The organism is Pectobacterium brasiliense, from assembly GCF_016950255.1.
In the GTDB taxonomy this organism is placed as follows: domain Bacteria; phylum Pseudomonadota; class Gammaproteobacteria; order Enterobacterales; family Enterobacteriaceae; genus Pectobacterium; species Pectobacterium brasiliense.
In genome coordinates this window covers 2,154,530-2,166,343 of sequence record NZ_JACGFN010000001.1, presented here as the reverse complement: position 1 = coordinate 2,166,343, position 11,814 = coordinate 2,154,530, and the positions used below count along the sequence as shown (strand labels likewise).

11 protein-coding genes are annotated in these 11,814 nt (G+C 54.6%); 8 read left to right on the top strand and 3 right to left on the bottom strand.

The window, feature by feature from the left end:
- Positions 1 to 87: 87 nt before the first annotated feature.
- The 6 genes from H4F65_RS09670 to cysM all read left to right on the top strand — a co-directional run bounded on the left by H4F65_RS09670 (position 88) and on the right by cysM (position 5,755).
- Positions 88 to 687 carry an RpoE-regulated lipoprotein gene (locus H4F65_RS09670; RefSeq protein WP_010284344.1) on the top strand — a complete coding sequence of 200 codons (600 nt, stop codon included), beginning with the start codon at positions 88 to 90 and terminating at the stop codon, positions 685 to 687.
- Between the two features lie 171 nt (positions 688 to 858).
- On the top strand, positions 859 to 1,758 hold the full coding sequence (locus tag H4F65_RS09665; RefSeq protein ID WP_010284346.1) for a Dyp-type peroxidase: 900 nt from the start codon (positions 859 to 861) through the stop codon (positions 1,756 to 1,758).
- Between the two features lie 310 nt (positions 1,759 to 2,068).
- Positions 2,069 to 3,097 (top strand): sulfate ABC transporter substrate-binding protein, encoded by a 1,029-nt coding sequence (locus H4F65_RS09660; RefSeq protein WP_010284348.1) that lies wholly within the window; start codon positions 2,069 to 2,071, stop codon positions 3,095 to 3,097.
- Complete coding sequence (gene cysT, locus H4F65_RS09655; protein WP_010284350.1) at positions 3,097 to 3,951, top strand: sulfate/thiosulfate ABC transporter permease CysT; 855 nt, start codon at positions 3,097 to 3,099, stop codon at positions 3,949 to 3,951. Before H4F65_RS09660 ends, cysT begins: the two co-directional genes overlap by 1 nt.
- The gene (gene cysW, locus H4F65_RS09650) at positions 3,951 to 4,817 is read left to right on the top strand and encodes a sulfate/thiosulfate ABC transporter permease CysW (protein WP_010284353.1); all 867 of its coding nucleotides are present in this window, start codon (positions 3,951 to 3,953) and stop codon (positions 4,815 to 4,817) included. Before cysT ends, cysW begins: the two co-directional genes overlap by 1 nt.
- Before the next feature lie 56 nt (positions 4,818 to 4,873).
- The gene (cysM, locus tag H4F65_RS09645) at positions 4,874 to 5,755 is read left to right on the top strand and encodes a cysteine synthase CysM (RefSeq protein WP_010284356.1); all 882 of its coding nucleotides are present in this window, start codon (positions 4,874 to 4,876) and stop codon (positions 5,753 to 5,755) included.
- 3 nt (positions 5,756 to 5,758) lie between these two features.
- Here the strand turns inward: cysM and H4F65_RS09640 are convergent, their stop codons facing one another.
- Positions 5,759 to 7,711: a MacB family efflux pump subunit gene (locus H4F65_RS09640; protein WP_010284358.1), complete on the bottom strand. Its 1,953-nt coding sequence runs from the start codon at positions 7,709 to 7,711 to the stop codon at positions 5,759 to 5,761.
- 3 nt (positions 7,712 to 7,714) lie between these two features.
- The gene (locus tag H4F65_RS09635; RefSeq protein WP_010284359.1) at positions 7,715 to 8,914 is read right to left on the bottom strand and encodes an efflux RND transporter periplasmic adaptor subunit; all 1,200 of its coding nucleotides are present in this window, start codon (positions 8,912 to 8,914) and stop codon (positions 7,715 to 7,717) included.
- A gap of 250 nt (positions 8,915 to 9,164) precedes the next feature.
- Between H4F65_RS09635 and H4F65_RS09630 the strand changes: the two genes are divergently transcribed.
- Together H4F65_RS09630 and H4F65_RS09625 are read left to right on the top strand one after the other, a co-directional pair.
- Entirely contained in the window at positions 9,165 to 9,845 is a 681-nt protein-coding gene (locus H4F65_RS09630; protein ID WP_010284362.1) for a response regulator transcription factor, read from the top strand.
- Positions 9,845 to 11,212: an ATP-binding protein gene (locus H4F65_RS09625; protein ID WP_010284366.1), complete on the top strand. Its 1,368-nt coding sequence runs from the start codon at positions 9,845 to 9,847 to the stop codon at positions 11,210 to 11,212. Before H4F65_RS09630 ends, H4F65_RS09625 begins: the two co-directional genes overlap by 1 nt.
- A gap of 65 nt (positions 11,213 to 11,277) precedes the next feature.
- Here H4F65_RS09625 and crr read toward each other — a convergent pair whose 3' ends face one another.
- Positions 11,278 to 11,787, bottom strand: a complete 510-nt coding sequence (crr, locus tag H4F65_RS09620; RefSeq protein WP_010284368.1) for a PTS glucose transporter subunit IIA — start codon at positions 11,785 to 11,787, stop codon at positions 11,278 to 11,280.
- Positions 11,788 to 11,814 lie beyond the last annotated feature (27 nt).

Here is an 11,814-nt window from a genome sequence, read left to right as displayed (position 1 = left end):
GGCACTTTTCGTCGCTCGCAGACTCCAATCCCCATCTTACTAAGGTGGCTGATGACGGAAGCCGTTCAATCTTGAGGAGTACATGCCATGAATTTTCGCCCGCTGGGTTTATCGCTGGTGTTGGGTTTACCGCTGTTGCTGACCGGATGCAGCACGCTTTCCAATTTCTCATGGTCGAGCCTGTCGCCGTTTAACTGGTTCGGCAGCTCGCTGGAGGTTACCGATGCAGGTGTCGGTGGCATTAATGCCGGTACGCCGCTGTCCGAAGGGGCGCTACAGAGCGCGCTGGATGGCAGTTATCAACTGCGTAGCGGAATGGGAACGTCGAACGGTCAACTGGTCGCGTTTTATCAGGCGCTGGATGGCAAAGAGGTGAAAATGATCATCAGCGGCCAGCCGAAGGGCAGCGTGCGCAAAGTTGAGGTCATGGATCCGGCGATTGGCAGTGCAGGCGGTGTGAAAATAGGTGATGTGTTTAGCACTACCTACAGCAAAGCGTTTGAATCCTGCCAGTTGGGACAAGGTGATGATGCGCAGAGCGTGGAATGTGCCGCCCCGCAGAGTACGCATATCAGCTACGTCTATTCTGGCGAGTGGAGCGGCCCGGAAGGCTTGATGCCACCCGACGATATCCTGAAAACCTGGAAAGTGAGCAAAATCGTGTGGCATGCGCAGGCGCGCAACTAAGCGAAGTTACGTCTCGTAACGGGCTAATTTGTTTTTACGCAAGGTAAAAGTCAGGCGGCTTCCGGTATGATAGCGGCGCCGCCTGATATCTTTTTCGGCAGCCATATTCGCCATAATGACCGTAGTAAACCATAACAACAAAAGAAAAAACTGACGCTTGAGGAAGCAGAAATGACACCAATTCAAAGCGGTATTTTATTGGAACACCGCCGTTTTGCCATTTTTATGGAAGCGATGATTCAGGGAGAGTTTGATGCTATCCGTCAGGGATGCAAAAAATTCTGTCAGACATTACAAGCGTTACAGCAGCAGTATCCCGATGCGGGATTAGGCGCGGTGCTGGCATTTGGCAACGATGTCTGGCGCGATCTGGACTGCAACCGCGGCGCAGCGGAACTTAAACCCTTTACACCGCTGGGCAACGGGCTTGCTCCTGCCACACAGCGCGATCTGCTGATCCATATTCAATCGCTGCGCCATGATGTGAACTTCACGCTGGCTCAGGCAGCGCTGGCCGCGTTTGGTGGGGCGATTCGTATCGAGGAAGAGACCCACGGCTTCCGCTGGGTGGAAGATCGTGATTTAAGCGGCTTTGTCGACGGCACGGAAAACCCGCAGGGTGATGCCCGTCACGCCGTGGCGATTATCCCTGAGGGCCAGCCGGATGCAGGCGGCAGCTACGTGTTTACCCAGCGTTGGGAACACAATCTGAAGCAGCTACAGCGTTTTAGCGTGGAACAGCAGGAACAGATGATCGGGCGTACGAAGCAGGATAACGAAGAACTGTCTTCCGATGAACGCCCTGTGACGTCGCATCTTAGCCGCGTAGATTTAAAGGAAGACGGCAAAGGGCTGAAAATTCTGCGCCAGAGCCTGCCTTATGGCACCGCGAGCGGGAAAAACGGACTCTACTTTGTCGCTTACTGCGCACGTTTGCATAATATTGAGCAGCAGTTACTGAGCATGTTCGGCGATCGTGACGGCAAACGTGACGACATGCTGCGCTTTACGCGTGCTGTCAGCGGCAGCTACTTCTTTGCGCCTTCTCTGGATCAGCTGTTGTCGCTGTAAGATCTGACGCATTTTCCTGATGCCTGCACCTGTGCAGGCATCCCTTATGCCAGCTTTCCCTTTTTCCACTTTCCTGTATCTGGCCGCACTTTCCTTTTCCCTCCTGCTTTTTCCTCTCATATCGCTCGTTTTGTGGTTATGTACTTTAGCGCTTAAAAATCCCGAAATGATATATATAAAGGTTATATGTTAACCGTCACTTCCCCTACACTGATTGACGCTGACAAGCGCATTCGATTCAAAAAACGGCTATGTAACGGCTCCGACAACAAAGCCTACCGAATAGGCTCTAACTCTGACAGGACATAAGATGAATCAAGTACAGGTGAAAGGCTGGCTGGTGAAAGGTTCTCTGGCGCTGTCATTGCTGCTGGGCGGGCAGAGCGCTGTCTCTGCTACCGAGCTGCTGAACAGCTCTTATGATGTGTCGCGTGAGCTCTTTGTGGCGCTCAATCCCGGCTTTGAAAAACAGTGGCTGTCGCAGCACCCTAACGATCCGTTGACGATAAAACAGTCGCATGCCGGCTCATCTAAGCAGGCATTGGCTATTCTGCAAGGCCTTAAGGCCGACGTTGTGACCTATAATCAGGTGACGGACGTTCAGATCCTGCACGACCGTGGTCAGTTGATTCCCGCAGATTGGCAGACGCGTTTACCGAATCATAGCTCTCCGTTTTACTCCACCATGGCCTTCCTGGTTCGCAAAGGTAACCCAAAAGGAATTCACGACTGGAACGATCTGGTGCGTGATGACGTTAAATTGATTTTCCCAAATCCGAAAACCTCCGGCAATGCCCGTTATACCTACCTTGCGGCCTGGGGCGCGACTAGTAAAGCTAACGGTGGAGACGAGGCCAAAACGCGCGCGTGGATAACGCGTTTTCTGGCGAACGTCGAAGTCTTTGATACCGGCGGACGTGGCGCAACGACCACGTTTGTAGAACGTCAGTTGGGCGATGTGCTGATCAGCTTTGAATCTGAGGTAAATAACATCCGTAATCAGTACGGTGCTGAGAACTACGAAGTGATCGTCCCGAAGGTCAACATACTGGCAGAATTCCCTGTGGCGTGGATTGATAAGAATGTGGAGAAGAATGGCACTGAACAGGCGGCAAAAGCCTATCTGAATTACCTCTATACGCCGGAAGCACAGAAAGTGATCACCGATTTTTACTACCGTGTGAATAACCCTGAACTGGCACAAACGCTAAAATCTCGTTTCCCTGAGACCACCTTATTTCGGGTAGAGGATCAGTTTGGATCGTGGCCACAGGTGATGAAAACCCACTTCGACACCGGTGGTGAACTGGACAAACTGTTGGCGGCTGGTCGTCAATAATGTCTTTTGGTTCGGGTAACCTCTTTTCTGGTTCCAGTAAACGGGTGCTGCCGGGATTCGCGCTGAGTCTGGGCAGCAGCCTTCTGTTCGTCTGTCTGATTCTGTTACTGCCTTTGAGTGCGTTGGTGATGCAGCTCTCTGAAATGAGTTGGGCGCAGTACTGGGCGGTGATTACCAATCCGCAGGTGGTGGCGGCCTACAAGGTAACGCTCCTGGCGGCGGGCCTAGCGACGGTATTTAATGCGGGATTCGGCCTGTTAATGGCGTGGATCCTGACGCGTTATCGCTTTCCCGGCCGAGCCCTGCTGGATGGGCTGATGGATTTACCCTTTGCGCTCCCCACTGCGGTGGCGGGGTTGACGCTGGCTGCGCTGTTTTCAACGACTGGCTGGTACGGCGCATGGCTGGCCGAATTCGGCATCAAGGTGTCCTATACCTGGCTGGGGATTACGGTTGCGATGGCGTTCACCAGCATTCCTTTTGTCGTGCGCACCGTCCAACCGGTGTTGGAAGATCTGGGGCCTGAATACGAAGAGGCGGCGCAAACGCTGGGCGCGAATCGCTGGCAGTGTTTTCGCTACGTCATACTACCGGAGTTAACCCCGGCGCTATTAACCGGCACCGCGCTGTCGTTTGCCCGCAGTCTGGGCGAGTTTGGCGCGGTTATCTTTATTGCGGGGAACATTGCCTGGCAGACGGAAGTCGTTTCGCTGATGATCTTTATCCGCTTGCAGGAGTTTGATTTCCCTGCCGCCAGCGCGATTGCCTCCGTCGTATTAGCCGCCTCTTTATTGATCCTGTTTGCCGTTAACGTGCTGCAAAGCCGTTTTGGTCAACGGACCCGGAGCGTGTAATGGCAGAGATACCGACTGTGACGCCACGGCGTCAACCTTATCCGATTCGGCAGGAGCGCAACTGGGCGAGAGCCGCGTTGATTGCGTTGGGCGTGATATTATCGCTCATCATGCTGGTCATCCCTTTAGTATCAATTTTTGCCGCTGCGCTATCGCACGGGCTGGGAGGCGTCTGGCGTAATCTGAGCGATCCTGACATGCTGCATGCCATTGGCCTCACGCTGCTGGTGGTCGCGATTGTCGTACCGGTGAATCTGGTGTTTGGTACGTTGCTGGCGTGGCTGGTCACGCGCTTTCAGTTTCCGGGGCGGCAACTGCTGCTCACGCTGATCGATATTCCTTTTGCTGTTTCTCCGGTGGTAGCGGGTTTGCTGTATCTGCTCTTTTACAGCACCAACGGCCCGGTTGGCGGTTGGCTGGATGAGCAGGGGATACAGCTGATGTTTGCCTGGCCGGGCATTGTGCTGGTGACGATATTTGTGACCTGTCCGTTCATGGTCAGGGAGCTGGTTCCGGTGATGATGAGTCAGGGCAGTCAGGAAGAAGAAGCGGCGGTATTACTTGGTGCGTCAGGCTGGCAAGTGTTCTATCGGGTAACGCTACCGAATATCCGCTGGGCGCTGCTGTATGGCGTGGTGCTGACGAATGCCCGAGCGATTGGCGAATTTGGTGCCGTGTCCGTGGTGTCAGGCTCGATTCGCGGTGAAACCTACACGCTGCCGCTACAGGTCGAATTGCTGCATCAGGATTATAACAGCGTGGGGGCGTTTACCGCGGCGGCGCTGTTAACCGTGATGGCGATATTGACGCTGTTCATCAAAAGCGCCTTGCAGTGGCGTGTGAAGCGGCAAATGAATAAACACTAACTTTACTCTTTTCTATCACTCACGCCGCATGCGTGGGTTTTTTTAGGACTCAACTTGTGACAACGCTTGAGCAGTGTATTGGCAATACCCCGCTAGTGAAATTGCAGCGCCTGACGCAGGGGTTAAACAGTGAAATCTGGCTGAAGCTGGAAGGAAATAACCCCGCCGGATCGGTAAAAGATCGGGCTGCGCTTTCCATGATCCAGCAGGCGGAGAATCGCGGTGACATATCTCCCGGTGACCGGCTCATTGAGGCGACCAGCGGGAACACTGGCATTGCACTGGCGATGATTGCGGCGGTAAAAGGCTATCGTCTGCGTTTGCTGATGCCGGACAATATGAGCTATGAACGTCAGACCGCGATGCGTGCGTATGGCGCAGAGCTGGTGTTGGTTAATCGCAAGTTGGGGATGGAAGGCGCGCGCGATAGGGCAAAACAAATGGTGTTGGCAGGAGAGGGGAAAACGCTCGATCAGTTCAATAATCCGGACAATTCGCTGGCGCACTTTCTCACGACTGGCCCGGAGATTTGGCAGCAGACGGCGGGTAAGCTGACCCACTTTATCTCCAGCATGGGCACAACCGGCACGATTTCCGGTGTCAGTCGTTATCTAAAGCAGCAGAATCAGGCAATCTGTACGGTAGGGCTACAGCCTGCGGAAGGCAGCCACATTCCCGGTATTCGCCGCTGGACGCCGGACTATATGCCAGGGATTTTTCGTGCCGATCTGGTCGATCGCATTCTGGATATGACGCAGGTGGATGCCGAGAATACGTTACGCCAACTGGCGCGTCAGGAAGGTATCTTCTGCGGCGTCAGTTCCGGTGGCGCGGTGGCTGGCGCATTGCGGCTTGCGGCAGAAAACCCCGGCAGCGTGATTGTGGCAATCGCCTGCGATCGCGGCGATCGGTATCTGTCCACCGGGGTATTTGACTGACGACTATTCCCGCTCCAGCGCATGAATCGGTTCCATCCGTGCGGCACGTCGGGCGGGGAAGAAGCCGAAGATAATGCCGATCAGGCTGGAGCACAGGAACGCGGCAATAATCGAGGAACTGGAATAGATCATCGCGAAATTGCTGCTGAACTGGGCGAATAGCACGCCGATAGCCAGCGACAGCCCCACGCCGATGATGCCGCCGAACAGGCAAACCAGCACCGCTTCGATCAAAAACTGCTGCATGATATCGCTGGTGCGTGCGCCAACCGCCATACGAACACCGATCTCTCGGGTTCGCTCCGTGACGGAAACCAGCATGATGTTCATCACGCCGATCCCGCCGACCAGCAGCGAGATCAGGGCAATCATCGACACCAGTAGCGTGAGCGTGGTGGTGGTTTTCTCGATCATCTGACGGATGCTGTCCGTGTTCATGATAAAGAAATCTTTCGTACCGTGCCGCTGCGTCAGTAGGGCGGTGATGCTTTTCTCCGCGACGTTCATATCCATATTGTCTTTCACCCGCACCGTGATGCTTTTCAGGTAGGACTGCCCGACCATGCGCTTCATCACCGTGGTGTACGGCACCCAGACGTTCAGGTTCTCATCGCTGCCGAAGCCTCCCTGATTCTTGCTGACGACGCCGATAATCCGCACGGGCAGCGAGCCTAGCAGAATGACTTGTCCAATAGGATCTTCGCCGTGGGGAAAGAGCTTGTTAAGCGTATTTTTATCAATCACGGCGTCCTGCTTCAGTTCATCGACGCTGCTACGTGGGAAAAGCACGCCGCGTTGCAGAGTGTAGCCACGCACGGTGAAGAACTGCTCGCCAACCCCGGAAATGCTGGCGGAAACGGCAATGTTGCCGTAGCGCATCGTTACGCTGGTGGAAATAGAAGGCGTAACGCTATGCACGTAGGGCTGCTGCGTCAGCGGCTGGATATCACTGGCGCGTAACGTCTGGATGGCGCTGGCATCCATGTCGCCGAAGTCTTTGCCGGGGAAAATTTCCAGCGTGCTGGTACCCATCGAATTGATGTCGGCCAGCACCTGTTCCTGTGAGCCTTTTCCCAGCGCGACCACCGAGACGACAGAGGCGATGCCGATAATGATGCCGAGCATGGTCAGAAAGGTACGCATCCGCTGGGCGTTCATCGCCAGCAGCGCCATTTTAAACGCGTCGATAAAGCGATCTTTGAACTGATTCAGAGCGGACGTCGCCGGAGAACTGGCGGCTTCCGTTGACGGCACGGCGGCCTCTTCGGGGCGCGTTTGCCGGTCGGCAAGCACTTCGCCATCGCGCAGTTCGATGATGCGCTGAGCGTGTTCGGCAATCGTCATATCGTGGGTGACGATCACGACGGTATTACCCTGCTTGTGCAGATCGCGAAGTATGCTCAGAACCTCGTTGCCGCTGTGGGTGTCCAGCGCCCCGGTTGGCTCATCCGCCAGAATAATGCCGCCGCCGTTCATCAGCGCCCGCGCGATACTCACGCGCTGCTGCTGGCCGCCGGAAAGCTGGCTGGGGCGATAGTGGAGGCGACTTTCCAGTCCTAGCCGAGTCAGCAGCTCTGCCGCCCGCTGACGGCGCGCCAGCCGACTTTTTCCTGCATAAATGGCCGGCACTTCAACATTTCCCAACGCGCTGAGGTCGCCGAGTAGGTGATAGCGCTGGAAAATAAAGCCAAAATGCTCGCGGCGCAGTTCCGCGAGCTGGTCGTTATCCAGTTCGCCAACGGCGCGTCCTGCCACCTGATAATCACCAGCGGACGGTTTATCCAGACAGCCGAGAATATTCATCAGCGTCGATTTTCCCGACCCGGACGCCCCGACGATCGCCACCATTTCTCCCTGATTGATGGTCAGGTTGATGTCTTTGAGGACCGTGACGTCCTGTTCGCCGTTGGAAAAGCGGCGGGTAATACCGGTCAGCTTAAGTAAGGATGTGGACATACGTTACATCCCCATCGGTGGGCCAGGATGCGTAGACGCGACATCGCCGGACGATGGGCTGACAACCACCTGTTCCCCGACGCTGAGCCCCGAACGGATCTGGGTACGAACGTTATCATTGACGCCAAGCGTCACCAGACGCGATTCCACCTTCTTGTTCGCATTCACGACCTGCACGTACCACATGCCGTCACGCGAGGTTAACGCCGTCGCGGGAACGACAATGGCGTTTTTCACTGAAGACAGCAGAATATACACCTGCGCCGTCATGGAAATGCGCAAGACGCCGTCAGGGTTTTTCACATCGAACAGGCCGTTGTAATAGATCGCGGTGCTGGATGATGAACTGGAACTGCTGCTCGAACTGGATGAGGTTGTGGTCGAGTCCGTGTTGATGGAGTCTGGCGCAGGCTCAATCGAGCTCAGCGTGGCTTCGTAACGGTTATTCGGTTCGCCCAGAATACTGAACCACACGGGCATGCCGGTTTTCACCTTGACGACGTCGGCCTCTGAGATTTTCACCTTGATGGTCATGGTGTCGAGATTGGCGACTTTGGCGATGGTCGGCGTCGTCTGAATCGCGTTGACCGTTTGCCCCGCTTCAACCGGAATGGCCACCACGGTGCCGTCCATCGGTGAACGAATCTGGGTATATCCCAGATTAACCTTAGCGGTGTTGACGGTAATCTGTGCCTGAATGATTTGGGCGTCCAGCGCGTCGATATTGGCTCTGGTAGCATCCAACGTTGCTTTTGCGCTGTCGTAGTCGGCCTGTGCCCCAACGCCACGTTTCATCAACATTTGCTGACGCTGCCAGCTTAATTCGTTATTACGCAATTCCGCCAGTTTGGCCGCTCGCTGCGCCTGAATGTTTTTTAACGCGGCCTCACCGTTTTTTAGCGTGTCCTGCTGAGTGAGGTCATCAATCTCGGCGATCAATTGTCCCTTTTTCACCTTATCGCCCAGTTCGACGTGCAGCGCTTTGATTTGCCCCGAGGCCTGTGCACCGACGCTGACCTGCTTCTGTGCCTCAATTTTACCGTCAGCGAGCACGGTCTGTTCGAGATCCGCAATCTCGGCGGCGGTGGTAAGCGCATTGGGCGCTGGCGATGGCTTATTGAAAAACAGATGAAGGACTACAGCAGCAGCGATAAGGCCAAGCGCGATCGTCGTACGGCGTCGTGTAAAAAATCGTGATTGCATCAGGGGAAGTCGTCCTTAATTCATGCATCTGAACGGGAATAAATAACGCAGGTGAGTAATTTACCCCGAGTCCGTAAAGGTAACGGTAATCTTTACTGAAAGAAATGGTAAGGATTAAGTAAATCTGGCTGCGAATATTCACGCCAGGCCTGAGAATACATCATCTATACCCATCATACTTCAAGCTGCGTGTGCGTTTCCTTCCAGCAACTTGAATACGTAGGGTATACCCGATTAATGAGGACAGGATATGAATATTTTACTGGTCGATGACGACGTAGAGCTGGGCGATATGCTCTGTGAGTATCTGAATGCGGAAGGGTTTTCAACCTCGCGGGTGCTGACAGGTAAAGAGGGCGTCGATGGCGCGATATCGGGGGATTACACCGCGATGATTCTGGATGTCATGCTGCCCGATATGAGCGGGATTGACGTGCTGCGCCAGATCAGAAAAACCCAGCAGCTACCCGTCATTATGCTGACAGCGAGGGGCGACAACATCGACAGAGTTATCGGTCTGGAAATGGGCGCGGATGACTATATGCCTAAACCTTGTTACCCGCGCGAGCTGGTGGCGAGACTGCGGGCGGTACTACGTCGCTATGACGATCAGCCGAGCACAAAGCGCGACGAGAGCCTGGCCGCCAGCGGCGATCTGGTGTTGAACCCTGCCACGCGTATCAGCGAATGGCGTGGGAAGCCGTTTGATCTGACGGCGTCTGAGTTTAATTTGCTGGAGCTGCTGTTGCGTTCCCCGGAGCGGGTGGTGTCAAAGGATGAACTGTCCGAAAAATGTCTGGGGCGTCGCCGTGAAGCATATGACCGCAGTGTGGACGTGCACATCAGCAATATTCGTCAAAAGCTCGGCGCCTTGCCGGGAAACACCATGACGATTGAAACCGTGCGCAGCGTGGGATACCGGATTCGCTGATGATGATTCGTGGACGACTTTTCTGGAAGATACTGCTCGGGTTCTGGCTGACGTTCCTCGTCATGTCTCAACTGCTGTGGCTGGCTTTTTCTTTTTACGGCGAGCGACATAAGCCGTTGGAAGAGATCGTGGTGTCGCGCATTGCGACGATGCAAACGGAGATGGTGGCGGCGGCGCTGCAACATGGCGGCTTGGGTGAACTGAACGATGTGATGTCGCTGCTACCGCAGCAAGAACAGCAATACATTTCCGTCACGGAATCGCCGTTGCCGCTGTCCGATCATGAGTTGGTTTCCGCCCCGCAGAACGCGTTTCTTGATGAGGCTTTTGCGCCGGATAAACGTGGTATGCCGCGTGCCTCGCACATTATCAAACAGGTCAGCGGCCCTGCCGGAAAGTGGTATCAGATTCGCTATGACGCTGAGCTGCTGCGCAGCGAATTTCGTCCCCCTCGGCCAGTCGAATTTCTCAACGTACCCGTGCCGTTTATCATTATTGCGGGGTTTGGTGGCCTGTTGTTCAGCTCGGTGCTGGCATGGAGCCTGGCACGTCCACTAAGTCAGATTCGTGCGGGGTTTGATCAGGTTGCGCAGGGCGATCTGAACGTGCGTCTGCTACCGGTGATGCATAAACGTCATGATGAAATCAGCGATGTCGCGCGTGATTTTGATTCGATGGTTGAACGACTGGACAGTCTGGCCAGCGCGCGTGAACAGCTGCTGCATGATGTCTCCCATGAGCTGCGCTCCCCGCTGGCGCGTTTGCAGCTCGCTATCGGGTTGATACGACAGAATCCCGACAATATAGAGAGTTCCTTGCAACGTATTGAGCGTGAAGCTTTGCTGATGGATAAGATGATTGGCGAGCTGTTGACGCTGTCGCGCACGGAGCATTCTGGTATTGAGGAAGCCTATTTCGATTTACTGGGGCTGGTGACGGCCGTGGTCAACGATGCGCGCTACGAAGCGCAAGTCACCGGTGTTGAAATCCTGCTGGCGGCCGATGAGGACGAAGACTACACGATTAAAGGCAATGCGGAGCTGATGCGTAGGGCGGTCGATAATGTGGTGCGCAACGCGTTACGTTTTTCTGCTCCCACGCAGCAGGTTTCCGTGTCGCTCATTGGCAATGAACATGAGTGGACGATTCAGGTCGCCGATCAGGGACCCGGCGTGGAGAAAAGTAAGCTCTCCAGCATCTTCGATCCTTTCATTCGTGTTGATTCGCCGCTGTCTGGCAAAGGCTATGGGCTGGGGTTGGCGATTACTCGTAAGGTCGTACTGGCGCACGGCGGGCATATTGAGGCGGATAATGGTGAGCCGTGCGGGTTAGTGATTCGCCTGTGCGTGCCGCGCTGGAAAGCCTGAAACGAAAACGGCACCATCCGGGTGCCGTCTCGTGCAAACGTAGTAAACCATCCGTAGAAGGCGGCTTACTTTTTGATACGGATAACCGGCGTTTCGCCGACAACAACCGTACCACTCAGTTTGGTCAATTCCTTGATTTCATCCATGTTGGAAATAACCACTGGTGTCAGAGTAGACTTCGCTTTTTCTTCCAGCAGAGCCAGGTCAAACTCGATAACGAGATCGCCTTTCTTCACGCGCTGGCCTTCTTCGGCGATGCGCTTGAAGCCTTCGCCTTTCAATTCAACGGTATCAATACCAAAGTGCACAAACAGCTCAATGCCGCTGTCAGACTCGATGGAAAACGCATGGTTGGTTTCAAAAATCTTACCGATGGTGCCGTCTACCGGTGCGACAATCTTGTTGCCAGTTGGCTTGATGGCAATACCGTCACCGACGATTTTCTCTGCAAATACGACATCAGGAACGTCTTCAATATTGACGATTTCACCGGACAGCGGGGCAATGATTTCGATGCTGCCAGTGTCTTTTTTGTCGTCAGAAACCAGAGACTTCAATTTATCGAACAAACCCATGATTCTCTCCTAAGCATTAATATTGGG

Coding starts and splice junctions, on each gene's coding strand:
- H4F65_RS09625 (WP_010284366.1), top strand. CDS start 9,845: ATGATGATTCGTGGACGACTTTTCTGGAAGATACTGCTCGGGTTCTGG.
- cysT (WP_010284350.1), top strand. CDS start 3,097: ATGTCTTTTGGTTCGGGTAACCTCTTTTCTGGTTCCAGTAAACGGGTG.
- H4F65_RS09660 (WP_010284348.1), top strand. CDS start 2,069: ATGAATCAAGTACAGGTGAAAGGCTGGCTGGTGAAAGGTTCTCTGGCG.
- H4F65_RS09665 (WP_010284346.1), top strand. CDS start 859: ATGACACCAATTCAAAGCGGTATTTTATTGGAACACCGCCGTTTTGCC.
- H4F65_RS09640 (WP_010284358.1), bottom strand. CDS start 7,711: ATGTCCACATCCTTACTTAAGCTGACCGGTATTACCCGCCGCTTTTCC.
- H4F65_RS09630 (WP_010284362.1), top strand. CDS start 9,165: ATGAATATTTTACTGGTCGATGACGACGTAGAGCTGGGCGATATGCTC.
- cysW (WP_010284353.1), top strand. CDS start 3,951: ATGGCAGAGATACCGACTGTGACGCCACGGCGTCAACCTTATCCGATT.
- H4F65_RS09670 (WP_010284344.1), top strand. CDS start 88: ATGAATTTTCGCCCGCTGGGTTTATCGCTGGTGTTGGGTTTACCGCTG.
- crr (WP_010284368.1), bottom strand. CDS start 11,787: ATGGGTTTGTTCGATAAATTGAAGTCTCTGGTTTCTGACGACAAAAAA.
- H4F65_RS09635 (WP_010284359.1), bottom strand. CDS start 8,914: ATGCAATCACGATTTTTTACACGACGCCGTACGACGATCGCGCTTGGC.